This window comes from Parabacteroides provencensis (genome assembly GCF_900232875.1).
In the GTDB taxonomy this organism is placed as follows: Bacteria; Bacteroidota; Bacteroidia; order Bacteroidales; family Tannerellaceae; genus Parabacteroides; species Parabacteroides chinchillae.
This window is the reverse complement of the sequence record NZ_LT960488.1, coordinates 1300319-1323942: the sequence shown is the minus strand read 5'-3', so window position 1 is coordinate 1323942 and position 23624 is coordinate 1300319. Positions and strand designations below refer to the sequence as shown.

Annotated in this window: 22 protein-coding genes; 17 read left to right on the top strand and 5 right to left on the bottom strand. The window is 41.0% G+C overall.

Annotated features, from left to right (window positions below):
- Window positions 1-200 precede the first annotated feature (200 nt).
- The 7 genes from CTY47_RS05785 to CTY47_RS05755 all read left to right on the top strand — a co-directional run bounded on the left by CTY47_RS05785 (window position 201) and on the right by CTY47_RS05755 (window position 7009).
- Window positions 201-2231 (top strand): DUF6259 domain-containing protein, encoded by a 2031-nt coding sequence (locus CTY47_RS05785; RefSeq protein WP_233202094.1) that lies wholly within the window; start codon window positions 201-203, stop codon window positions 2229-2231.
- 33 nt (window positions 2232-2264) lie between these two features.
- Window positions 2265-3308, top strand: coding sequence for a sugar kinase (locus CTY47_RS05780; RefSeq protein WP_099463822.1), 1044 nt, complete (start codon window positions 2265-2267; stop codon window positions 3306-3308).
- A 15-nt stretch (window positions 3309-3323) separates the two neighbouring features.
- The gene (locus CTY47_RS05775) at window positions 3324-3992 is read left to right on the top strand and encodes a bifunctional 4-hydroxy-2-oxoglutarate aldolase/2-dehydro-3-deoxy-phosphogluconate aldolase (RefSeq protein ID WP_099463821.1); all 669 of its coding nucleotides are present in this window, start codon (window positions 3324-3326) and stop codon (window positions 3990-3992) included.
- 135 nt (window positions 3993-4127) lie between these two features.
- Window positions 4128-5018: a metal ABC transporter solute-binding protein, Zn/Mn family gene (locus tag CTY47_RS05770; protein WP_099464097.1), complete on the top strand. Its 891-nt coding sequence runs from the start codon at window positions 4128-4130 to the stop codon at window positions 5016-5018.
- On the top strand, window positions 5002-5760 hold the full coding sequence (locus tag CTY47_RS05765; RefSeq protein ID WP_099463820.1) for a metal ABC transporter ATP-binding protein: 759 nt from the start codon (window positions 5002-5004) through the stop codon (window positions 5758-5760). The genes CTY47_RS05770 and CTY47_RS05765 overlap by 17 nt, the downstream gene beginning before the upstream one ends.
- A gap of 24 nt (window positions 5761-5784) precedes the next feature.
- Window positions 5785-5991, top strand: coding sequence for a hypothetical protein (locus CTY47_RS05760; protein ID WP_099463819.1), 207 nt, complete (start codon window positions 5785-5787; stop codon window positions 5989-5991).
- A gap of 7 nt (window positions 5992-5998) precedes the next feature.
- Complete coding sequence (locus tag CTY47_RS05755; RefSeq protein ID WP_099463818.1) at window positions 5999-7009, top strand: NAD-dependent epimerase/dehydratase family protein; 1011 nt, start codon at window positions 5999-6001, stop codon at window positions 7007-7009.
- A 1-nt stretch (window position 7010) separates the two neighbouring features.
- Here the strand turns inward: CTY47_RS05755 and CTY47_RS05750 are convergent, their stop codons facing one another.
- The 4 genes from CTY47_RS05750 to CTY47_RS05735 all read right to left on the bottom strand — a co-directional run bounded on the left by CTY47_RS05750 (window position 7011) and on the right by CTY47_RS05735 (window position 10353).
- Window positions 7011-7808, bottom strand: a complete 798-nt coding sequence (locus tag CTY47_RS05750; protein ID WP_158228505.1) for a head GIN domain-containing protein — start codon at window positions 7806-7808, stop codon at window positions 7011-7013.
- A gap of 11 nt (window positions 7809-7819) precedes the next feature.
- A complete protein-coding gene (locus CTY47_RS05745; RefSeq protein WP_099463816.1) occupies window positions 7820-8602 on the bottom strand; it encodes a head GIN domain-containing protein in 783 nt (260 codons plus the stop codon).
- A gap of 23 nt (window positions 8603-8625) precedes the next feature.
- Complete coding sequence (locus tag CTY47_RS05740; protein WP_099463815.1) at window positions 8626-9414, bottom strand: head GIN domain-containing protein; 789 nt, start codon at window positions 9412-9414, stop codon at window positions 8626-8628.
- Window positions 9415-9534: 120 nt separating this feature from the next.
- Window positions 9535-10353: a head GIN domain-containing protein gene (locus tag CTY47_RS05735; protein WP_099463814.1), complete on the bottom strand. Its 819-nt coding sequence runs from the start codon at window positions 10351-10353 to the stop codon at window positions 9535-9537.
- A gap of 185 nt (window positions 10354-10538) precedes the next feature.
- Here CTY47_RS05735 and CTY47_RS05730 point away from each other — a divergent pair, with 185 nt between their 5' ends.
- The 9 genes from CTY47_RS05730 to CTY47_RS05690 all read left to right on the top strand — a co-directional run bounded on the left by CTY47_RS05730 (window position 10539) and on the right by CTY47_RS05690 (window position 20776).
- A complete protein-coding gene (locus tag CTY47_RS05730) occupies window positions 10539-10901 on the top strand; it encodes a BlaI/MecI/CopY family transcriptional regulator (protein ID WP_099463813.1) in 363 nt (120 codons plus the stop codon).
- An 18-nt stretch (window positions 10902-10919) separates the two neighbouring features.
- Complete coding sequence (locus CTY47_RS05725; protein ID WP_099463812.1) at window positions 10920-12794, top strand: M56 family metallopeptidase; 1875 nt, start codon at window positions 10920-10922, stop codon at window positions 12792-12794.
- Window positions 12791-14218 (top strand): tetratricopeptide repeat protein, encoded by a 1428-nt coding sequence (locus tag CTY47_RS05720; RefSeq protein WP_099463811.1) that lies wholly within the window; start codon window positions 12791-12793, stop codon window positions 14216-14218. Before CTY47_RS05725 ends, CTY47_RS05720 begins: the two co-directional genes overlap by 4 nt.
- Before the next feature lie 50 nt (window positions 14219-14268).
- On the top strand, window positions 14269-16491 hold the full coding sequence (locus CTY47_RS05715; RefSeq protein WP_099463810.1) for a patatin-like phospholipase family protein: 2223 nt from the start codon (window positions 14269-14271) through the stop codon (window positions 16489-16491).
- A 52-nt stretch (window positions 16492-16543) separates the two neighbouring features.
- Window positions 16544-17215 (top strand): DUF2461 domain-containing protein, encoded by a 672-nt coding sequence (locus CTY47_RS05710; RefSeq protein WP_099463809.1) that lies wholly within the window; start codon window positions 16544-16546, stop codon window positions 17213-17215.
- Between the two features lie 248 nt (window positions 17216-17463).
- Window positions 17464-19236, top strand: a complete 1773-nt coding sequence (gene sppA / locus CTY47_RS05705) for a signal peptide peptidase SppA (protein ID WP_099463808.1) — start codon at window positions 17464-17466, stop codon at window positions 19234-19236.
- 21 nt (window positions 19237-19257) lie between these two features.
- A complete protein-coding gene (locus CTY47_RS05700; protein WP_099463807.1) occupies window positions 19258-19914 on the top strand; it encodes a DUF2975 domain-containing protein in 657 nt (218 codons plus the stop codon).
- 3 nt (window positions 19915-19917) lie between these two features.
- A complete protein-coding gene (locus CTY47_RS05695) occupies window positions 19918-20553 on the top strand; it encodes a DUF2975 domain-containing protein (RefSeq protein WP_099463806.1) in 636 nt (211 codons plus the stop codon).
- 13 nt (window positions 20554-20566) lie between these two features.
- Complete coding sequence (locus CTY47_RS05690; RefSeq protein ID WP_099463805.1) at window positions 20567-20776, top strand: helix-turn-helix domain-containing protein; 210 nt, start codon at window positions 20567-20569, stop codon at window positions 20774-20776.
- A 97-nt stretch (window positions 20777-20873) separates the two neighbouring features.
- Here CTY47_RS05690 and CTY47_RS05685 read toward each other — a convergent pair whose 3' ends face one another.
- Complete coding sequence (locus tag CTY47_RS05685) at window positions 20874-22238, bottom strand: TrpB-like pyridoxal phosphate-dependent enzyme (RefSeq protein WP_099463804.1); 1365 nt, start codon at window positions 22236-22238, stop codon at window positions 20874-20876.
- Between the two features lie 155 nt (window positions 22239-22393).
- On the opposite strand from CTY47_RS05685, the gene CTY47_RS05680 reads away from it, so the two are divergent.
- The gene (locus tag CTY47_RS05680) at window positions 22394-23617 is read left to right on the top strand and encodes a DcaP family trimeric outer membrane transporter (RefSeq protein ID WP_099463803.1); all 1224 of its coding nucleotides are present in this window, start codon (window positions 22394-22396) and stop codon (window positions 23615-23617) included.
- The last annotated feature ends 7 nt before the right edge of the window (window positions 23618-23624 follow it).

Genomic DNA, 23624 nt, shown 5'->3' with positions numbered 1-23624 from the left:
AGGAAGTTGTATTCTTTCGACCTAGGTCAAAAGAATAAATGTATAGGATATTCAACTTAAAATATCCGGTATAAAAACCTAACGGGATAGTGAATATCTTTATAGTTTTTAAACACGAAAGTGAATCCGGATATGCAACATATAAAAGAAAGATTCTATCTTTGTAAAGTCATACAGTATTATTAAAACCACGAAGTATCATGAGGAGATCAAGAACCACGCTGACCTGCATGCTTGTGTGCATGCTTTTCGTTTTTACGCACTTGGTGAACAGTGCGGTTTCCGTGAAGAAAGAAAATGGAAATATTATTCTTTCCAATGGTAAAACGGAACTTGTTTTTTCGGATTCCAAGAATTTTAAATTAGTTTCCATGCATGCCGGAAACCGGGCGTTGCTTCCTGCAAAAGGAGTCGATATGGCACCCTGGCAAATCACATATAAAGGAGAGAATGGGGAAAATCCTACACTACTGCCGGTAAACGGCACCTACGAAGGAGTGGAAGTGAAGGAAGAAGGCAACCGTGCCACACTCGTTTTTACCTGGCAGATGGTTTTACGGTATACGCCTACATATCCGGTTCGCATGTCTGTGTCTTTGTCTGACGATTCTGAACTGGCACAATGGAACATCGAAGCTTCTATGCCGGAAGGGTGGGTGGTAAGCCAGTTGGAATTTCCACGTATTCCGGTGTCCAGACCTGAAGGAGCTAAACTTATCATTCCTTTTGGCTGGGGGATAGAATATGAAATGGGACGGCAGAGCGAATACGGTGCACGTTATCCTTCATGCACAGGCGGTATGCAGTTTTTGCTTATGCATAATTCCGAGGGTGCTTTTTATTATGCAACCGAAGACCGTGGCGCGTGCGGTAAATCATTAAAGGTGAAAGATAACGGTACGATCGCTACTTTCCAGACAGATATTGTTGCATCTGAAGGCTGGACAAAAGCGGGGCATTTTAAGTTACCCTGGACTACCGTTACCGGTTTTAATCCGAAAGGCTGGATAGCAGCCACTACTGAATGGTATCGTCCGTTTACTTTTACTACCGAATGGGGAGGCAAACTGTTGACCGAACGTTCTATTCCGGAATGGCTCCGCAATGCGGATATGTGGATCCGTCCGCGTAATTTATCTCCCGAAATCATGCAAGGAGTACGGGATGCTTTGAAATTTTACGGTAAAGGATGCGGCATTCATTGGTACGACTGGCATCAGATTCCTTATGATACACATTATCCGGATTACTTTCCGGCCAAAGAAGGCTTTGCAGAAGCTGTAAAAGAAGCGCAGAAGTTGGGAGGTCATGTTACACCTTATATAAATGGCCGTTTATGGGACCCGGCAACGGAAAGCTATGGCCGGTTGAATGGTAAGGACGCCTCTTGCCGTAAAGCGGACGGAACTTTGTATACCGAGGTGTACGGTTCTAAAGTGCCTAACTCGGTAACCTGTCCTTCTTCCCCGATCTGGCAGAATATATTGAAGGGATTGGTAGACCGTATACAAAACGAACTGGGAACTAGTGGCGTATATATCGATCAGATAGCAGCAGCGGCTTCCGAACCTTGCTATGCTAAAAATCATTCGCATCCTGCCGGAGGCGGAGATTTCTGGCCTAAGGCCTATCGCAGCCTGCTGACAGATATGCACGCCAATCATCTGAAAAAAGACAATATCTTCACCAGTGAAGAAAATGTAGAGTGTTATATCGACCTTTTCGACATGCTGCTTGTGGTAAATACGGCTCATAATGCCAATATCCGTATGGTGCCTCTTTTCCCGATCGTATATTCGGATCGTGCTATATATAGTGGATTTGCTTATCTGCCTTCAAACCTGACCGATGGAGTGTTCCGCTATATCAGTATGCAGAGTTTGTTGTGGGGTTCGCAACTCGGATGGGTGAATCCTGTGCTTCTGATGAAACCCGAATCGCGTACCGAAGCACAATTCCTGAAAAATATGATGTTATTCCGCAAGAAACAACACGACTTGTTCCTGGGCGGACGTTATATGCAGGAAATTATTCCTGCGGGCGATAATCCAACGCGTGATATACCCGGTTACGAAATCTCCCCGGTAGTTCGCGCAGCCGAATGGACAAGCGTAGACGGCAAGAAGGCCATACTTGTAGTAAACATGGATGAAAACAAACATAAAGTATATTTACCCGGAAATAAAGAAATAGAAATAGACGGACTTAGCTGTATGAGAATAAACCAATAATAAGTAATTCGTTAACAATTTATGAGAACCATTATGAAACATCGAGTAATTACATTCGGAGAAATTATGCTCCGCTTAGCCACACCGGACTATTTACGTATCTGCCAGAGTAACCAGTTCAACGCCACTTTTGGTGGGGGAGAGGCAAATGTCTCCGTGTCGCTTGCCAACTATGGTATCGAGACCGAGTTCGTAACCCGCCTGCCTGAAAATGATCTGGCACGCGCCTGTGTAATGGATTTACGTAAATACGGTGTAGGAACATCGCACATTGTTTATGGAGGCGAACGCCTCGGCATTTATTTCCTTGAGACGGGTGCTGTAGCACGTCCCAGCAAGGTGACGTACGACCGTGCGCATTCTTCTATTTCGACCATTCAACCCGGTATGGTTAACTGGGAGGAAGTATTTAAGGATGCAACCTGGTTTCATTGGACAGGCATTACTCCCGCTTTGTCGGAAGGAGCGGCAGCTGTTTGCCTGGAGGCTATCCGGGCAGCTAACCGGATGGGAATCACTGTATCTTGTGACCTGAATTATCGCAAGAACCTTTGGAACTACGGAAAGACAGCTTCAGAGGTTATGCCGGAACTGGTAGCCGGATGCGACGTGATTCTGGGAAATGAAGAAGATGCGGAGAAAGTATTTGGCATCAAACCCGAAGGATTTGACGTGGCGCATACGGGAGGAAATGTGCAGGCCGACGCATTTCGTTCGGTTTGCACCCAGCTAATGACCCGTTTTCCGCGTGCAAAGAAAGTAATCATCACGCTTCGGGGCTCTATTAATGCCAACCATAATACTTGGGGAGGCGTGCTTTATGCAGATGGCAAGCTCTATGAATCCCGCCGTTATGACATAACCCATATTGTTGACCGCGTAGGTGGTGGCGATTCGTTTATGGGAGGTCTTATCTATGGTTTGCTTATTTATACAGGCAACGACCAGAAAGCGTTGGATTTTGCAACGGCGGCCTCTTGCCTGAAGCATACGATTTATGGCGATTTCAACCAGGTGTCGGTTGAAGAAGTAGAGAAACTAATGTCGGGCGACGGCAGCGGACGCGTTGCAAGATGATAATAAATAAACATTATGGCAAGATTCAATAAACTGCAAACTATAGAGGCAATGCGCCGCACAGGTATGGTTCCTGTTTTCTATAATAAAGATGCGGCAATAACGCTGCAAGTAATAAAAGCCTGTTACGAAGGCGGTGTACGTGCCTTCGAGTTTACTAACCGTGGCGACTTTGCCCACGAAGTATTTGGCGAAGTATCCCGCCGGCTAAAGGATGAATGCCCGGATATGATACTTGGGGCAGGTTCTGTTGTAGACCCTGCTACGGCCGCTTTATACATGCAATTGGGAGCAAACTTTATCGTTGGCCCCTGCTTTAATGCCGAAGTGGCCAAGGTATGCAACCGCCGTTTGGTTCCATACATTCCGGGCTGTGGGTCGGTAACGGAAATTGGTACGGCACAAGAGGCCGGCTGCGACGTATGTAAGATATTCCCTGCCGGATCGGTGGGAGGCCCTTCCTTTGTTAAGAATATGCTGGCGCCTATGCCTTGGACACAGATTATGGCTACCGGGGCTGTGGAACCGACCGAAGAGAACTTGTCCGCCTGGATTCATGCAGGTGTGGCATGTGTAGGAATGGGATCGAAACTTTTCCCGGCCGAAACGATAGCCAAAGGAGATTGGGCACACATCAGTGCGCTTTGTTCCGACGTATTGGCCATCATCGACAGGCATAGATAACCTGAAGGAGGATATATAATAAAATGCGCCCCTGCTTTCTTTTTTCAGGAAGAGAGTGGGGGCGGGTTATTAATAATACGAAAACATATTTCCTCTCTCTGCAAATCTGTCTATCTTTGCAAAAATATGAAGAAGATGAAACATTTGAATATATGGATGATCTGTCTTTCACTGTGTTTGCTGGCGGCTTGTACAAACAAACAACAGGATGCAAAGATGATATCTGTAACCATAGAACCTCAACGGTATTTTGCGGAACAGATTGCAGGGGATAAATTTAAAGTCAATTGTGTTGTTCCATCCGGCCAAAGCCCGGAGACATACGACCCGACGCCCCAGCAAATGATACAGATCGATAAAAGCCAGGCTTACTTCCGGATTGGTTTTATCGGTTTTGAGCAGGCATGGATGGATAATATTATAAAGAACAATCCGGATCTGAAAATCTTTGATCTTTCGGAAGGTATGGAATTTGTCCGTAGTGAAGAAGAGCATGACGGACATCACCATGAAGGCGAACACCATCATCATCCGGAAGGTATAGATCCGCATGTGTGGAGTTCTTTGCAAGGTTCGAAGGTGATAGCTCAAAACACGCTGAATGCATTTATTGCTTTGGATAAAGAGAATGAGGCGTATTACCGCGACAATTACGATCGTCTTATGGGTGAAATCAACCAGACTTCTGAGTCTGTTACTTCTTTACTGGAACCCTTGAAAGGGACGGCTTTTATTATCTATCATCCGGCTTTGACCTATTTGGCTGATGAGTTTGGATTGCATCAACTCTGTATAGAGATGGATGGCAAGGAGCCTTCGCCGGCACAACTGAAGCGATTAATAGAAACAGCCAGGGAGCATGATGCCAGAGTCGTCTTTATCCAGCAGGAGTTTGACCAGAAAAATGCCGAACTGATTGCCAAAGAGACAGGCTGTAAGTTGATACGTATAAATCCGCTGGATTATAACTGGAATAAAGAAATGATACATATTGCCCAATCTCTTGCCGATGGAAAAGCTGATTGAAATAGACAATGTAACGGCCGGATATGGAACGAAAACCGTATTGAAGGATATTAAGCTGGATGTATGGAAAGATGATTTCCTGGGGATTATCGGGCCGAATGGCGGAGGGAAAACAACTTTGCTGAAGCTTATTTTAGGATTGTTGTCTCCAAAATCGGGAACAATCCGTTTCTATAGCAATGGCGGGGAAGTATCTTCCCTGAAGATAGGCTATCTGCCGCAAATGAATAATATAGATAAAAAATTCCCTATATCGGTACGTGAAGTAATTGCTTCGGGTTTAGCAGCAGAGAAACCTTTGTTCAGAAAATATAATAGTTCGCAGCAGGGACGGATAGAGAAGGTGATAGGGCAAATGGGACTGGAAGATTTGGCTACCCGCCCTATAGGGGAATTGTCAGGCGGACAGTTGCAGCGTGTTTTGCTGGGACGCTCTATTGTTTCACAACCGCAAGTGCTGATTCTGGATGAGCCTAATTCGTACGTCGATAAGCGGTTTGAATCGCGTTTCTACCAATTGCTGACAGAAATAAATAAGGAAAGTGCCATCATCCTGGTTTCCCATGATATAGGAACTGTGCTGACTATGGTGAAAAACATTGCTTGTGTAAACGAGTCTCTGCATTATCATCCGGGAGCAGATGTGTCGGAAGAGTGGCTGGGCGAGAAGTATGCTTGCCCGATCGAACTTGTCGGACACGGAAACTTGCCGCACCGTGTACTGAAAACACATGAGCATTAGTATCCATTAAATCTTTATTATACAATGATACCACATATCTTAGGCCTTATAAGCATTTCCGAGATCGGATATATTGTCGGAATTGCAGTTATTATGTTTGGCTGTACGGCAGTAATGCAAAACCCGTTCATCAGTACGGGCAAGAAAGTGCTTTGGGTACTTACTATCCTTTTACTGAACTGGATCGGGTTATTATGGTATTACTATACCTATTATATGAAAGATAAATAATACGGATATGAAGATATTGATAACCGGTGCAAGTGGCTTTATAGGTGGATTCCTGGTAAAAGAAGCCCTTCGGAGAGGATATGAAACATGGGCGGGAATCCGTTCCGGCAGCAGCCGCGAACATTTGCAGGATGAACGAATCCATTTTATTGACCTGAAGTATAATAACAGGGAAGCGTTGACTGATCAATTGGCGGAGTTTGCAACTGCCGGAGGTGCGTGGGATTATATAATCCATAATGCCGGACTGACAAAGACATTGGACAAACGCAACTTTTTCCGGGTAAATGCGGAAAATACGTATAACTTCGTTGAAGCGCTTCATGCTGCCGGTTGCCAACCAAAGAAATTTCTGTTGATGAGTAGCCTCAGTTCGTATGGTTGTGGCGATGAAGATACATTCAGTCCTATCCGTCTGGATGATTTTCAACAACCGGACACGGCTTATGGAAAAAGCAAATTGCTGGCAGAAAATTATGTACGTTCGCAAAACTACTTCCCTTATGTCATCTTACGTCCTACCGGAGTATATGGCCCGGGTGAGAAAGACTATTTTATGGAAATAAAAAGCATTCGTTCCGGACTTGACTTTGCTGTAGGGTTCGTTCCCCAGCGCATTACATTTATATATGTAAAAGACCTGGCAACCGTAGCTTTCCTGGCTTTGGAGAACGAGGCGATTCGTAACCGGCATTATTTTGTTGCGGACGGAGATGTATATACCGATGAAGAGTTTGCGCGTATTATCCAGGAATTGTTAGAGAAAAAACATGTGTTACATGCCCGTATTCCTTTGTTTCTGGCATATATAGCTTGTATTTGTTCTGAGGCTATCGGGAAACTATTGAATAAAAGCATGACATTGAACAGCGATAAATATATTATCCTTAAACAACGTAACTGGATATGCGATGTGGAACCGCTTCGGAAAGAACTGGGTTTTGTTCCTTCTTATCCGTTGTGGAAAGGGTTAGAGGAAAGTATTGCGTGGTATAAAAAGGAAGGTTGGCTGAAATAAATCAGTCAACCTTTATTATTTTCCCTGAATTTACTCCTTTTGTGGAAATCTGAGGATTGCCTTTGTACTTAATAGTTCCCGAACCGGCAATCTTTGCTTTGATAAGTTTATTGGCATATACTTCCAAATCTCCACTACCGGCAATTTCACAACGCACTTCGTCTACAATAAAGTCCAGCGCATACACATCGCCACTGCCTGCAATTTCGTAGGATGCTTTTTCGGCCTGGCCTCCTAGAATTAATTCGCCGCTACCTGCAATTTCGGATTTCAGTTCTTCACAGAACAGTTTCTTTGCATTCAGAGTGCCGCTACCTGCTATATCGATAGAGAAATTCTGTACGGTTACACTGTCATTCAGGTTTATTGTCCCGCTGCCACTCATGGATATATTTAGTTTGTCTGATATGAGTGTGCTGTTTACGTTGACATTCATAGAACCGGATGTTTCCAATTCTTCCAATTTGCCGGAGTTGGCAGTTATTGTAAATTCGGTTGGAGAGAAACTAGTCATCCGATATTCGGTTTTCGGCTTTACTTTGAGGGTGTGGTTCTCAACAATAAAGTCGAATATGTCGTAAATGTTCTTGTCTGTAGTTACTTGCATGGAAGCTTCGTTTGCAGATTGAGTATAGTTAAGAATCATATTGCACCCGCTCAGGTCTATCTCATCGAAGTCGCTGATGGAAAGCGTTTCGGTAACAATGTTGCCATCTCCATTTACTACTTTGAAAAAGCAACTGTTCAGTAAAAGTAATATGGAAGTTGCACATAAGTACAAAGAGATTTTTCTTGTCATATTGTTATCGATTAGTTGTTGACACATTTTATACTTCCTACTCCGGACTTGTTGGATTGAACATTGGCTGTACCTTTATATTTGATAGAACCGACGCCGGAAACATTCGCTTCCAAATTATCCGAGACATTTACTTCGGCTCCTCCTACACCTGATACTCCACATTTCATATCTTTCACAACGCAGTCGTAGCAATAAATATGGCCTACACCAGATACCTGGAAGTCTCCTTTGTCTGCCTTACCGGTCAGTTTAATATTTCCTACTCCCGATACGCGGCATGACAAATCACCGCACTCCAGATCGTTCATTTTTATATCGCCAACACCGCTGACGGAAGCTTTAAGCTCTTTGAGTTGTATAGGCCTTTCGGATACAAAGTCCATGCAACCGCTGATATTTACTTTTGTCAGATTCCGTGAAGATCCATTGATTGTTAATTGGGTAGGAATTAATTTGGTCTTCCCGTCTTTGGATTTTATAGTTAAACTGTTTCCGTTTACCTTAATCTCTATAAGAGGCAAAAGATTTTCGTCTGTTGTGATTTGTAACTGTGGAGCATCTTCTGTTAAAACGTAGTTGAATACAGCCGGGTGGCTGGATCCGCCAAATATGTTTTTTCCGCTCTCGATGTTGCTGCCTAAGTCGATTTCTGAAAAATCACCAATCTCTATGGTACGGGTTACGATAGAACCGTTACCTTTTACCTTTTGCTGGCCACTCTTAAAGCTGATGTTTGGTAACACCGTTAGCATGGAAACGATACATACCAGTCCTATTAGTAATGTTTTCATAACTTTTGCCCTTTATGGTTTAATTATTTTACTTCTTCGACGGTTCCCTTGCCAATTACTTTCTGCTGAACTGCCGTGGGACCTTTATAACGGATATTTCCTTTGCCTATAATGGTAGCTTTCAAGTTATCGGTAGGATGAACTTCGGCAGAACCATTGCCTGTAATCTTGCAGGTCAGATCGGGAACAGCAACGCCAAAGGCGTGAATATCTCCACTGCTGACTATGCTATATTTTCCTTCTTTTGCACTGCCGTTTTTCAGAGTAATAGAACCGGAGCCATCCACATTACATTCTATTATATCTACTTTCAGGTCGTCTATTACCATATTGGCACTGCCTGAAACATCCATTTCCAGTTTGCTTACGGTAACCAAATGTTTTAATTGTACCAGGCTGTTTGCATTTGCTTTAATTTCCAATTCATCTCCGGTTAAAGGAGTATTAAGTATAAAATTGCCATTGCCCGAAACCTTTGCGCCTTTTAACCATTTTGAATTTGACTTCACAATGAATTTAGTAAAGTGATCTACCTTTGCACCTTTAAATCCGATAGACAATACACGGTCTTTTACTTCTATGTTTACATATTGATGAAGGTTTTTATCAATAGTTACTTCCATGGATGGTGTCGTTTCAGATTGTTCATAACTAAAGTCGATCACTCCATCTATTTTTATTTCGTTGTAATCGTCAATAGAAATCTTTTTTGTAGTAAGATTTCCATCTCCTTTTACTCTGTCTGCCGCCATAATAGAGGTGGTGGAGAAACATATTACCAATGCCGTACGCAACCAGGATTTTGCCTTCATATAGGTAATGTTTTAGAATTGTTTCTAATAATAAGACGACTTGTAAACCAAATCCGTTACAAAAATAGCAAAAAAAGTTTCTTTTGTTTGTATTCAAATCATAGAGATTCAGATGAATTATTAATTGACTTTTTTTATCGAACCTGATCCAAATACAGAGGTGCTTGCTTTGGCGTTTCCTTTGTGATAGATGCTGCCGCTACCAGTTACAATGGCATCAATGTTTTCTGTTGCGTAAGCTTTTATTTCGCCACTTCCGGCTACACTGCAATCCAGTTTTTTTACAATGCATTTGTAAGCATTTATTTCACCGCTACTAGCTACGTTGTAATTGGCACGTGGCGTTTCACCTCCTAAAGTGATATCTCCGCTTCCGGCCAGTGAACATTCAAGATTATCTACACGTATATCATTTGCATTAATATCTCCGCTGCCAGCCAAAGACAGGGCTATTTTGCTTCCTTTTACCGCTTTTGTGAAATTGACAGAACCACTTCCTGCTAAATTTACCGTCAGTTTATTAATAGACAAGTCACTTAATACGGAAAAATCTCCGGACCCTACGGTCTGAACTTCTTTAAGGTTTTTTGAATTGGTTATTATCTTAAACTTGCTGGGATTAATATTACAGGTGTTTCCCCATTCGTTATCGGGATCATCCAATGCTTTGGGGGCTACTTTCAGAGTTTCCCCTTCTACTTTAATGGAAATATAAGGAAGTACATTTTCATCAATGATTACAGTTAATTTCGGGGTTTCATCAGATTGCTTATACTCAATATAAGCAGAACAACCAATCATATTTACAGATTCATAATCTGAAATTTCGATCTTTTTTGTTATTATATGCCTGTTGCCACGAATGCTTTTTTGAGCAATGCAACCAATTGAAACGGTTATCAATAAACAAAAAATAAATAGGCAAGTACGTGTTTTCATAATCTAACTTTTTTTAAGTTCATTCGTTTTATAAGACGTATAATAAAGTTGCACTGTTGCATAATTATAAAATTTAATCAGCTTTAGTGATGATGTTAGTTATATTAATACTAATTAACGCAAACAATTGCATGTGTTTACGATTTGTTCGTAGATTTGTGATGTTGTCATAAAATATAATTGTCATGGAAAAATTAACACATCAGGAAGAAGAAGCGATGCGCTGGATATGGTATTTGGGTCCTTGCTTTGTAAAAGATATTCTGGCGAAATATGCCGATCCCAAACCTCCCTATACTACGCTAGCTTCAGTAATAAAGAATTTGGAACGTAAAAAGTATGTCAAAGCTAAACGCTATGGTAATACGTACGAGTATACACCTTTGATAGAGGAAAGTGATTACAAGCGAACCTTTATGACGGGAGTGGTGAACAACTATTTCAAAAACTCTTATAAAGAGATGGTTTCATTCTTTGCCAAAGATCAGAAAATCTCGGCCAATGATTTGAAAGACATCATCGATATGATTGAAAAAGGGAAAGAATAACGTTAAAACATATATACCATGAATCCGGAATTTGCCTACTTTATGAAGGTGAATATGGCGCTTGTACTCTTTTACGCCTTCTACCGCCTGTTTTTTTATAAAGATACGTTCTTTAAACTGAGACGTACGATTCTGTTGTCGTTTTTTGGTTTGGCATTGCTCTATCCCTTGTTTAATATACAAGATTGGGTGAGAGACCAGGAACCTATTGCAGACGTAATATATATGTATAGTGCCGTCATGTTGCCGGATGTGACTGTGCAGGCTGCAGAGCAATCAATAAACTGGAAATTGGTTTTACCAGCTTGTGCTGTAGGTATATATGGAGTAGGGGTTCTTTTGTTGATTATACGTTTTTTCATTCAATTAGGTAGTATTATACGGCTTGCTTTTACCTGCCGGAAGACGATGGTTCATGGAGTGATGGTACGGTTGCTGGGGCCTTCTGCAGGACCGTTTTCTTTTTTCAGGTTCATATTTATTTGTCCTGAAAACTTTTCGGATAAAGAGACTGATGAAATATTGACACATGAATGTACACATGTGTCTCAATGGCATTCAGTTGACGTGATCATAAGTGAGATTATAGCTATTTTCTGTTGGTTCAACCCATTTGTTTGGTTGCTCAAGCGCGAAGTGCGCCATAATCTGGAATATCTGGCCGATAATAAAGTGATACAAGCCGGTTATGATAGCAAAGTCTATCAGTATCACTTGTTAGGATTAGCACATCATTGCCAGGTATCTTCGGATTTATATAATAGTTTTAATGTCATACATCTGAAAAACCGTATTTTTATGATGAATAAAAAACGTTCGCATGGAATAGGGCGTACAAAATATCTTATATTTCTTCCCCTTGTTGGTATACTTATGTTATTAAGTAATATTGAGGCTGTGGCACGTATAACAACGGAGCTGGCCAATGGAGCTTCTTCCATCGTAAATGAAGGGGAAAAAGTGAAAATAACTGCTACAGTGGTAGATGAAATGTATAAACCGCTGATCGGTGCAAATATCTTAATAAAGGGAACTTCTAGTGGTACGATAACAGATAATAAAGGTGTTTTTGTATTAGAAGCTCCTGAGGATGGTGTCATTTCTGTTTCAGCTTTAGGCTGTCTTGCCAGAGATATGGAAGTCAGTCGTATAAGAGATAATATGAAGATACAGTTAATGACGGGCGGTACATATTCGGAAGGAAGGTATTTCACCGTAGTAGAACAAATGCCTCGTTTCCCCGGTGGGGATAATGCATTGTTGAAGTTTCTCGGTTCAAATATCAAATATCCGAAAGAAGCACAGGAAAAAGGTATTCAAGGACGTGTAATTTGTAGTTTCATAGTTGATTCGGAAGGCGATATTCGTGATGTGCAAATAGTACGTGGAGTAGATCCGTCATTGGATACCGAAGCGCTGCGTGTGGTCGGTTTATCCCCCAAGTGGACTCCTGGAATGCAGAGAGGGAAAGCTGTTCCTGTAAAGTATACGATACCTGTTACGTTTTCACTTCAACGCTCAAATAACCAATCTTCGGAAAGCGGGAAAGTACAAACTGTAGAGCAAGACCCTAGCAATACCGTATTTCGTATGGTAGAACACATGCCACGTTTTCCTGGTGGTGAGGGCGAACTTTTGAAGTTCCTCGCTTCAAGTATCAAATATCCGAAAGAAGCGCAGGAAAAAGGTCTTCGAGGACGTGTGATCTGCCGCTTTATTGTGGAAAAAGACGGTTCGGTAACAGGTGCTGAAGTTGTCCAGGGAATAGATCCGTTATTGGATACCGAAGCATTGCGTGTTATAGGTTTATTCCCTAAGTGGACTCCTGGAATGCAGAGAGGAAAAGCTGTTCGTGTAATGTATACCGTACCCGTTATGTTTAGACTGCAATGATTAAGATTATATCCATATTGTTGTTGGCTTGGGGCTTTTGTTTACAGATAAAAGCCCAGTCTTCTACTTTGCAACAGTTAGTAGATAAAAAACAGTATGCAGCAGTTACTGCCCGGGCCGATAGCCTAACGGCTACCGACTCGGCGGATTATGCTACGATGTCTGCTATCGGACAAGCTTATGAAGGGATGCTTCAATATCGTAAGGCCTTTGGTTTTTATACTTGTTGCCTGAATATGGATACATCTAATATCGATATGCTTAATACGTTGGCTCGTACTGCTATAAACTTGGGGCGTGTATCAGATGCCAAGCGGCTTTTCTATAAAGTGTTATCAAATGACAGTACAAACTTTTATGCCAATTATCAGTTAGCCAGGCTTTATCAGCAATTGGGCGATTACCGTATGGCAATAGATATGTATCACCAGTTAATGGATTGGAACGGGGTCAGTTCAGCCCTGTATCGCAACGTGGGTGACTGCTATACGAGACTGGAAGAATATCCGGCCGCTGCTTTATGTTACTTTCAGGCATATAATCAGAATCGTGAAAATGCCAGCCTGGCAAGTGCCTTGATTAATACAATGCTACGGATAGGCGGAACTTATCAGCAAGAGGCTTTGGCTATATGTGATACGGCTTTGTACTATAATCCGGATAACCGTTTGTTACGGCAAAACAAAGGGATGGCACTATATATGAACAGAATGTATTCCGAAGCCGATACTTTATATGCTCAACTTCTGGCAGAAGGCGATTCTTCTTACTTTACTTTAAAATATGGAGGTGCATCCAAGTATTATGCCGGACAGTATCTGGATGCTATTGAGCCGTTGGAAGCAGCATATAATAAAGATACTACAGCTGTTGAGGTAAATCTTCTGTTGGGTTCTGCATTAGGAAAAACTTTTGATCGAAACAGGGCCTATGTCTTGTTAGACAAAGCGGAAGAAGGACTTAAGCCGGATGAATTCCTTTCTAACCAATTACTTGGTTTCAGGGCGGAAACGAAAATGAAAGATGGCCATTTCAGGGAGGCTTCACGTTTGTATTATCAGATGTGGAAAAATAACCCTGGGAGACTGGATGTCTTATTCAATATTATGAAAATGTATAGCGGTGGGTTTGATGTAAACCAGTATAAGAATGAAGAAGACCGCCAACGTGGGCTTTTTATCTATGTACTTTACCTGAGTGAATATTTAGAAAGCAAAAAAGATAAAGAATCTCTTTTTTATTACAGGCCATTACTTGAATCTTTTTATCAGGATATGTTTTTTAAGAGCGTGACCGAAGAAACAATGTTGGCACCTGACGGTAAAAAAAGTAAACTCTCTGTGATAGACCTTCGCAATCTGATCGGTAAATTGCCTGATATGCCTGATGACTTTCGTAATCAGCTGAATAAAGTAAAGAAATAGCCCTTGTCCATTTAAGGTAAACCATTACTTTTGTTGCAAAGATTGCAAGGATGAAGAAATGTCTTATCTTTTTGTTGATGACGCTTTTTGCCTTTTCATCTGTCGCTACGGAACGCAAGAAAGTCGGTCTTGTTTTAGGCGGTGGCGGAGCAAAAGGGGTTGCCCATATAGGAGTGCTGAAAGTGCTTGAAGAAGCAGGCATACCTATAGATTATATTGCGGGTACGAGTATGGGAGCTATTGTAGGTGGCTTATATTCCATAGGGTATGCTCCGGCTGAGATAGATAGCATGGTAAGCTCGTTGGACTGGCAAATGCTTTTGAGTGATAAAGTGCAGCGTAGCAATCTTTCCTTTCCTGAAAAAGAAAACTCCGAACGTTATATCATATCTATCCCTTTTGGCAAGGAGAAGAAAGACCGTTTTATGAGCGGGGTGATAAAAGGACAGAATTTGCAGAACCTTTTTTCGAGCTTGACAATAGGTTACCATGATTCGGTGGACTTTAATTCCTTTCATATACCGTTTGCTTGTGTGGCATTGGATATTGTAGACGGTAAAGAGAAGGTATTCCATGAAGGAAGTCTGCCTACCTCGATGCGTGCCAGCATGGCGATACCAGCCGTATTTACTCCTGTACGTTTAGATAGTATGGTATTGGTAGATGGCGGTCTTTGTAATAATTATCCGGCTGATGTTGCTCGTGCAATGGGTGCTGATGTCATTATCGGGGTAGATTTGGGTACCAGCGACCTGAAAGATATAGATGGCATAAATACGCCCAGCGACGTAGTGGGGCAAATTGTAGCTCTGTACGGATATGATAAATATAAAAACAATAAGGATAGTACAGAGCTCCTGATTCGCCCGAACACAGTTCCATATAATTCTGCCAGTTTTAGCGTATCCGCTTTAGATACATTGATAAACCGCGGTGAAATTGCTACCCGTAAACAGTGGGATGAGCTGATTGCCCTGAAACAACAAATCGGATTGATTGATTCTACAGGCCTGCAAGTTGCTGATGTTCCTGTGTACCGGGATAGCGTGCATACTTATCCGGTTTCTCCGAATGATACGCTTTTTATCCGCCACATTCGTTTTGAAGGTATTGATCCGAGGGATGAGAAATGGTTGACAGGCATAACACGCCTGAAGGAAAACAGCACTATAACAATGAAACAATTGCAACAGGCGATGAATATCCTTGTTGGGACAAATGCGTATTCTAGCGTAAGTTATAAACTGACGGGGGAAAAACAGGATAATCTGATATTTACCGTTCAGGAAAAATCTATTAGTTCTATAAATGTAGGGCTTCGTTTTGATACGGAAGAAATAGTGGCTGTTTTGTTGAATGCTACACTTGACTATCGTACCCGCTATCACTCTAAGCTAGCTTTTACGGGGCGGGTTGGAAAGAAAACGTATGTTAAGTTAGACTATGCAATACAAAGATCTCCTCTCCGGAATTTTGACCTTTCGTATAAATTTACTTATCAGGATTTGGATATATATAACAGAGGCGATAAAATATTCAATACAACTTACCGGCATCATCTGGCCGAGTTTAGTTATACGGATGTAAACTGGCTGAATTTTAAGTTTCAGGCAGGCCTTCGCTATGAATATTTTGATTATAATTCTTTGCTTTATACGGCCGACGATCAACGGTTTGATATTAAACCTGCAGGTTTTGTAAGCTACTTTGCCCTGGCTCATTTGGAAACGTTGGACCGTCGGTATTTTCCAAATAAAGGTGTTTCTTTGCAAGCCGGTTATTCAATCTATACAGATAATTTTGTAAGTTATAAAGGACATGTTCCGTTCCAGGCTTTAGGGTATCAGTTTCAGGCAGTTTTACCGTTAACATCTCATTTCAGTTTAATACCTTCCCTTTATGGAAGAGTGCTGATAGGGCGCAATATTGCTTATCCTTTCATGAATGCTGTCGGAGGAGAAGTGCCAGACCGCTATTTACCGCAGCAATTGCCGTTTGCCGGTTTGAATCATGTAGAGATATTTGATAATACGGTTGCTTTTGCACGGTTGCATTTCCGACAGCGTATCGGACAGAATAACTATATCTCTTTCATTACAAATTATGGAATGACCGATAATAACTTTTTTAATCTTTTTAAAGGCGAACATGTTTTCGGAGGTAGTCTGGGATATGCGTATAATAGTTTTGCGGGCCCTTTAAGTGCCAATTTCGGAATGTCTAACCGTAATCATAATGTGCAATTTTATATGAACCTGGGATATTATTTCTGATTTTGTTCTACATTTGTATTCTGTCAATCATTTATTTAAACGATGCGAGCGTATGAATACAGAGATATTACAGTTTCTTGAGGAACTTAAACAGAATAATAACCGTGCATGGTTTCAGGATAATAAAGAACGTTATGATGCCTTACGCCAAGGTTTTATTGATGAGGTGCAAGAGTTGATCGGACGTATTTCATTGTTCGATCCAGAGGTTGCAGGGCTGGAGGCTAAAGATTGTTTATTCCGCATTTACCGTGATATCCGTTTCTCGCCGGATAAAACTCCTTATAAAATACATTTTGCGGCGTATATAGCCCAAGGGGGGCGTTCCAGTGAACGGAGTGGATATTACATTCATCTTGAACCAGGAAACTGTATGTTGTCGGGAGGCGTATGGTGCCCTCCACCCGCTTTGCTGAAGAAATTGCGTCAGGATATATATGACCATATTGAAGAATTTGCAGGTATTCTGGAAGATCCTGTTTTTAAAACGACTTTTCCGGTATTGGAGGGCGAAATGTTGAAACGCATGCCAGCCGGTTATCCGGCAGATTCTCCCTACGATTATATTTTGAAGCATAAAGATTTTAGTGTGGTAGCCGTGAAGCCGGATTCTTTTTTCTGCAAGAAAGGTTGGATTGAACAGGCTGTTGACTGCTATAAGCTGCTTTTACCTTTTAACCGTTTCCTTAATTATACGGTAGACGACTATCAGGGACGTATCTGATAGACTATATATTTCTTTTTTTGAAATCATCCCGATCATTTTTAGAAATCACCTTGATGTTTTTTGAAAATGATCGGGATGATTTTTTTGTAACATTTTATTGGAAAAGGAGGCTGTAATAACTGCTGTTTTTGTATTTCGAAAAATATTTATCGAAAAACGATAAGAAATATTTGGTGGAATAAAAAATAATATATTCATTTGCATATCGAAAAACGATAAAAATTGATTGTAAAACAAAATATATTATGAAACAATTTTTCAAAATGATGTTCGCCTCCACATTAGGAGTGCTAATCGCAGCAGGTATTTTTTCTGTTTGTTCCATATTCTTTATTATGGGAATTCTTGCCAGTGCCGAAGGTTCGTCGGAATATATGCCTGAAAAGAACACTGTGTTCAAGCTTTCTTTGAAAGGAACTTTGTCCGACCAGGCGGTTAAAAATCCTTTTGATGAGATTATGGGTGAAACAAATAGCCGGATGTCCTTGGTTGATATAACAAAAGCAATTCGTTGTGCAAAAACGAATGATAATATAAAAGGTATCTATTTGGAAGTTGATGGCCTATCCGGTGGTTTTGCGGGCTTTGAAGCTATCCAGAGAGAACTTAAAGATTTTAAGGAAAGCGGTAAATTTATTGTGGCTTATGGAGACTTCTATACGCAGGGTTGCTACTATTTGGCCAGTGTTGCCGATTCTGTTTATTTGAATCCTCTGGGTGCTGTAAGTTTGACCGGACTTGTATATCAGGGAATTTTCTTTACCGGACTGGAAGAAAAGCTAGGCATAGAACCTCTTATTTTTAAAGTGGGAACTTATAAAAGTTATACAGAGCCTTATGTGTTAAAGAAGTTCAGCGAAGCCAACCGGGAGCAAATAACTTCTTTTTTGGGAAGTGTCTGGGGAAATATGACATCGGTTATTGAAAAGAACCGTAATATACCGGCTGCAAAATTGGAGCAGTTCTTGAATGAAGGCCTTGCATTGGGCAGTGCCGGAAAAGCGGTAGATTATAAACTGGTAGATGCGTTACTTTATCGAAATGATGTTGAGAATATTGTAAAGAAAATGGCCGGACAAGATGTAAAAGGTAAGCTGAAAGTTGCTGGAGTGGATAAAATGGCATCTATAAAAGTGAAAGAAAAGGAAAGTAAGAATAAAATTGCTATCTATTATGCAGAAGGAGAGATTACAATGGAAGAACCTTCCTCTCCATGGGATGCTGACGCAAAGGTAATTACTGAAAATATGGCAAAACAAATTCGTAAATTAAAAGATAAAGATGACGTGAAGGCTGTTGTGTTGCGTGTAAACTCTCCGGGAGGGAATGCTTTCGTTGCCGAACAGATATGGAAAGCAATAACGGAATTGAAAGCTGTTAAGCCGGTGGTTGTTTCAATGGGCGATTATGCTGCTTCCGGGGGATATTATATTTCAGCTCCGGCAAGTAAGATTATAGCCGAGCGTACTACCTTGACCGGTTCTATCGGCGTATTTGGTATTTTGCCGAATTTGACAGGCACGTTCGAGAAGATCGGTTTAACTACGGATGTGGTAAAAACAAATACTTATGCAGACTTGGGTGATATGAGCCGTCCGATGCGTGAAGATGAAAAGGCTCTGATTCAAAATAGTGTGGAACGTACATATGATCTATTTATCAGTCGGTGTGCCGAAGGACGTGGAATGACGAAAGCCCGGATTGATTCAATTGGACAGGGACGTGTATGGACAGGAGAACAAGCAAAAGGTATTGGCCTTGTCGATGAATTGGGTGGAATAGAAGATGCGGTTAAACAGGCAGCTTCTTTGGCTGAAATTACAGATTATACCGTAACGGTAGCCGATGCTCCGAAAGATTTCATTACCAAATTTATGGAAAAGAAATTGGATGAAGCGAAAGTTTCTGTAGTGAAAAATCTGATGGGAGAAGATTTTGAAACGTTCCGCCTTGTTCAAAAAGCGAAGACTCAACGTGGTATCATGGCTCGCATGCCATTCGACAAAGTAGGTTTATAATCAAGATTAAGGCCATAAGTTATGAGAAAGCAATTAAATATTATCTGTATACTGATATTCGTTTGTCTGGGACTGTCTCTGATTCCCAATGTATATATGATAGGAGATTCCTTTGTTCAAGGGTTTAAGCATGGATATTCACAGTCGAAGGAAGCCTCTTTGCATCTGGAAAAACCGCAGATATTAATGCCTTTGGAATTAAGCTTATGGCCTGAGTCGGTAGCAATTGCCCCGGATACGATCGTAAACCAAAAAAGCGGTGAACGCTTTCCGGTGCAACATATCCATAATATCGTATGGGTAGATCAGGCTAAGTCCGATACAACCACTACTCGCGGTTTGTTATCTATCATTCGTTTGATTGCTATCCTGTATGCTATAATCCAGTTCTATAAATTAATAAATGCAATAAACCATCAGGTTATTTTTGAGTGGGTGAATGTGAAAAAGTTGAATAAGATCGGAGTAGCCTTGCTCCTCTCATATGTGATGACCATGTTGTTTGTCGGATTAAACTATCTGTTTGCAAAAAGCCTGATTGAAATTCCTGGATATCATTTTAATTATTGGTGCGAATTGAATACTGTTAATTTGATATTAGGGTTGATTGCTTTGCTGGTAGGACGCGTTTTTGCTATGGGGATAACATTACGTGAAGAGCAGGAATTAACAATTTAAAAGATGGAAAAGAAAAGAATCAATATACTATGTTTGTTTCTGATAGGCTTGTTTTTGTTTGCTGTATATGATAGCGGAACAGGAATTGTAAAAAGCGTTTCGGATTCCATGGGTCATGTAAAGAATATGAAAGGGATGGAAAAAGTCCATGTTACTTTATTGCCGGACAATAAATATACATTTATTGATATGTTTGACGGAGCATCTCCTTCCGGTTTGCTTTTCCAAATGAAGGAAATCAATCTGGCAGTACCGGAAACAGATGCTTACGGGATTACTTCTTCTGTTTTGCTTTTGGTTGCAACTCCGCTTCTGCTGTTTTTCCTGTTTTGGTCGCCTTATTCGTTTTTGTGTTTTATACAAGATATTAAAAGGGGGCGGATATTTGTCCGGGACAATGTTAAAAGGCTACGGATTATAGCTGCGTTGCTTCTTATTCTCGGGGTGATGATAAATATGCTGGATGCTTTGGATTATTATTTTTTACTGCAAGGGTTAGATTTGAAAATCCAGGGATATCAGGTTGTAAAGTTTGAATTTCATTACACTGCATTGATGGTTGCTCTTTTGTTTATTCTCTTTGCCGAAATATTTTCAATGGGGGTACACATGAAAGAAGAGCAGGATCTTACAGTTTAACGGGGGGATAGATATGGCTATAGTAGTGAATTTAGATGTGATGATGGCAAAACGAAAAATCTCGTTAGGCGAATTGGCTGAACGTATTGATATTACTCCTGCTAATTTATCTATACTAAAAACAGGGAAGGCGAAAGCAATACGCTTTTCTACACTTGAGGCAATATGTAAGGAGTTAAACTGTCAGCCGGCAGATATACTGGAATACAAAGAAGAAGAATAAGTCTCTTATTTATTATTAATCATAAACACACTGAAAAAGGCGCGAATAACAAAAGACGTGAGTCCCTGTTATTAGCGCCTGTTTCATTTTAAATCAATTATTTTATTATCTTCTCGAGTTCTGCAAGGTTTTTAGCTACATCTTCGTCTGTAACTTCATAGTTTGTTAAGTCTCCTGCCAAATATTGGTCGTAGGCGGCCATATCGATTAATCCGTGACCCGATAGATTAAATAGGATCGTACGGGGCTTTCCTTCTATCTTTGCCTGTTCTGCTTCCTGGATTGCTGCAGCAATAGCGTGAGAAGATTCCGGAGCAGGGATGATGCCTTCACATTGTGCAAATAATGTGGCGGCTTTGAATGTATCCAATTGTTTTATATCAACAGCATCCATTAGCTTATCTTTCATCAACTGGCTTACGATGGAACCGGCACCATGGTAGCGTAAACCACCGGCATGTATGTTGGCAGGTGCAAAATTATGACCTAGTGTGAACATAGGCAATAGTGGTGTGTAACCAGCTTCATCGCCAAAATCGTATTGGAATTGTCCGCGCGTTAATTTAGGGCATGATGCAGGTTCAGCGGCAATAACACGTACGTCTTTTCCTTCTGTAAGTTTATGACGTAAAAATGGGAATGTGATACCCGAAAAGTTAGATCCTCCGCCAAAACAGCCAATAACGACATCCGGATATTCTCCCGCCATTTCCATCTGTTTTTCGGCTTCCAGCCCGATTACGGTTTGGTGCAACATTACGTGGTTTAATACACTGCCTAATGCATATTTACAATTTGGTGTTTGCATGGCCAGTTCAACCGCTTCCGAGATAGCAGTTCCCAAACTACCCTGATAATTAGGGTGGTCGGTTAATATTTTGCGGCCGGCCTTTGTGCTCATACTTGGCGAAGCAATAACCTGGGCACCGAATGTCTGCATGATAGAACGGCGATATGGCTTTTGATGATAGCTTACCTTAACCATGTAGACAGCCAATTCTAACCCAAAGGCTTTGGCTGCGTATGAAAGGGCTGCTCCCCATTGACCGGCACCTGTTTCTGTAGTAATGTTGGTAACGCCTTCTTTTTTACAATAATAGGCTTGTGCAAGGGCTGAATTTAATTTGTGTGATCCAATCGGACTGACGCTTTCATTCTTAAAATAAATGTGAGCTGGTGTGTCCAACATCTTTTCCAGTCCGGTTGCGCGTACAAGAGGAGTAGGGCGCCATACTTTATATAATTCACGTACTTCTTCCGGGATTTCAATCCAGGCGTCCGTCGTATTCATTTCCTGATGTGAAACAGCTTTTGAGAACAAAGGATATAAGTCTTCTTCTTTCATCGGTTGTTTGGTCTGGGGATTCAAAAGAGGAAGCGGTTTGGTCTTCATATCGGCAACAATATTGTACCATGAAGTAGGTATATCCTGTTCTTGTAGTAGAAATTTTTTAGTACTCATAATTCTTTATGTAGTTTACATTATTAATCATATTAGCCTAAAAGGCTTACAACTTGGAAGCAAAGGAACAAATAAAATTTCGTTCTTCAAATTGAATAAACAAAAATATATACCTTTGCACCCTGATTATTACAAAAATAACAAACTAAAAAACAATGAAACGAGTAGCATTAGTGCTGGTGGCTATTATTACCTTATTTCCAGTATATGCACAACGGAAAAACTTTACTTATAAGTTTTATGGCTTTGTTCGTGGCGATCTGTTTTATAATACGCGTGCTAATATGGCTCCTGTGGATGGAAATTTTTATTTGTATCCTCTCGACAAAAAACCGGATGCGAATGGAGAAGATCTGAATGCTACGCCTAATGGTAGTTTCTATACCTTTACCTCCCGGCTGGGTATTGATGTTACAGGTCCGAATATAGGTACTGCTAAAACAAGTGCTAAGCTGGAAACTGATTTTGGCGGGTTTTCGGGCAGTACTACTATGTTGCGAATCCGTCAGGCTTATGTAAATCTGGATTGGGGAAAATCTTCTGTTCTGATCGGGCAAACCTGGCATCCTTTGTTTGGAGCGGTTATGCCGGATATTCTTAATCTTTCAACAGGGGCACCTTTTCAGCCGTTCAACCGTCAACCACAGATACGGTATCAATATAATGTAAAGGGATGGAAACTGACAGCTTCTGCTTTGTGGCAATTACAATATCTTTCCAGTGGTCCTAAAGGAATGAGCGAAGATTATATAAAGAATAGCTGCGTGCCTGAGTTTTATGTGGGTGCAGATTATATATCGTATGGCTGGTTGATGGGAGCAGGTGTTCATTTGATTTCTTTAAAACCACGCACTTCTTCCGAATGGCAAGACAAAACTTATAAAGTGAATGAAAGAATGACCGCATTGTCTTATGAGGCTCATTTTAAATATACAGGAAAAAATTATACTTTTGCGGCGAAAAGCCTGATGGCTGCTTGTTTAGATCATACGGCTTTACTGGGAGGATATGGAGTAAGTTCAATTAATCCGGAGAACGGGGAGCAGGAATATACACCTTTTCGCCATTCTACCACTTGGATAAACTTTACATATGGCAAAAAGTGGAAACCGGCTTTGTTTGTTGGCTATACGAAGAATATGGGAACCGGGAAGTCATTGGTTGAATCAACAAAGGTGTATGGTATGGGATTGAATATAGATCAGCTACTTTCTGCTAATGTGAACCTGTCTTATAATTTACCGCATTGGCAGATTGGGTTGGAATACTGTCCTAGCACTGCCTGGTATGGTTCAAATGATCCTGGTACGGGTAAAGTGAAAGATACCCATTCTGTTACTAACCATCGTATCCTGGGATTGGTGATGTATTATTTTTAAGATGATT

Coding starts and splice junctions, on each gene's coding strand:
- CTY47_RS05710 (WP_099463809.1), top strand. CDS start 16,544: ATGAATACAGAGATATTACAGTTTCTTGAGGAACTTAAACAGAATAAT.
- CTY47_RS05770 (WP_099464097.1), top strand. CDS start 4,128: ATGAAACATTTGAATATATGGATGATCTGTCTTTCACTGTGTTTGCTG.
- CTY47_RS05715 (WP_099463810.1), top strand. CDS start 14,269: ATGAAGAAATGTCTTATCTTTTTGTTGATGACGCTTTTTGCCTTTTCA.
- CTY47_RS05750 (WP_158228505.1), bottom strand. CDS start 7,808: ATGACAAGAAAAATCTCTTTGTACTTATGTGCAACTTCCATATTACTT.
- CTY47_RS05740 (WP_099463815.1), bottom strand. CDS start 9,414: ATGAAGGCAAAATCCTGGTTGCGTACGGCATTGGTAATATGTTTCTCC.
- CTY47_RS05785 (WP_233202094.1), top strand. CDS start 201: ATGAGGAGATCAAGAACCACGCTGACCTGCATGCTTGTGTGCATGCTT.
- CTY47_RS05680 (WP_099463803.1), top strand. CDS start 22,394: ATGAAACGAGTAGCATTAGTGCTGGTGGCTATTATTACCTTATTTCCA.
- CTY47_RS05695 (WP_099463806.1), top strand. CDS start 19,918: ATGGAAAAGAAAAGAATCAATATACTATGTTTGTTTCTGATAGGCTTG.
- CTY47_RS05720 (WP_099463811.1), top strand. CDS start 12,791: ATGATTAAGATTATATCCATATTGTTGTTGGCTTGGGGCTTTTGTTTA.
- CTY47_RS05765 (WP_099463820.1), top strand. CDS start 5,002: ATGGAAAAGCTGATTGAAATAGACAATGTAACGGCCGGATATGGAACG.
- CTY47_RS05685 (WP_099463804.1), bottom strand. CDS start 22,238: ATGAGTACTAAAAAATTTCTACTACAAGAACAGGATATACCTACTTCA.
- CTY47_RS05780 (WP_099463822.1), top strand. CDS start 2,265: ATGAAACATCGAGTAATTACATTCGGAGAAATTATGCTCCGCTTAGCC.
- CTY47_RS05690 (WP_099463805.1), top strand. CDS start 20,567: ATGGCTATAGTAGTGAATTTAGATGTGATGATGGCAAAACGAAAAATC.
- CTY47_RS05730 (WP_099463813.1), top strand. CDS start 10,539: ATGGAAAAATTAACACATCAGGAAGAAGAAGCGATGCGCTGGATATGG.
- CTY47_RS05760 (WP_099463819.1), top strand. CDS start 5,785: ATGATACCACATATCTTAGGCCTTATAAGCATTTCCGAGATCGGATAT.
- CTY47_RS05725 (WP_099463812.1), top strand. CDS start 10,920: ATGAATCCGGAATTTGCCTACTTTATGAAGGTGAATATGGCGCTTGTA.
- CTY47_RS05700 (WP_099463807.1), top strand. CDS start 19,258: ATGAGAAAGCAATTAAATATTATCTGTATACTGATATTCGTTTGTCTG.
- sppA (WP_099463808.1), top strand. CDS start 17,464: ATGAAACAATTTTTCAAAATGATGTTCGCCTCCACATTAGGAGTGCTA.
- CTY47_RS05735 (WP_099463814.1), bottom strand. CDS start 10,353: ATGAAAACACGTACTTGCCTATTTATTTTTTGTTTATTGATAACCGTT.
- CTY47_RS05775 (WP_099463821.1), top strand. CDS start 3,324: ATGGCAAGATTCAATAAACTGCAAACTATAGAGGCAATGCGCCGCACA.
- CTY47_RS05745 (WP_099463816.1), bottom strand. CDS start 8,602: ATGAAAACATTACTAATAGGACTGGTATGTATCGTTTCCATGCTAACG.
- CTY47_RS05755 (WP_099463818.1), top strand. CDS start 5,999: ATGAAGATATTGATAACCGGTGCAAGTGGCTTTATAGGTGGATTCCTG.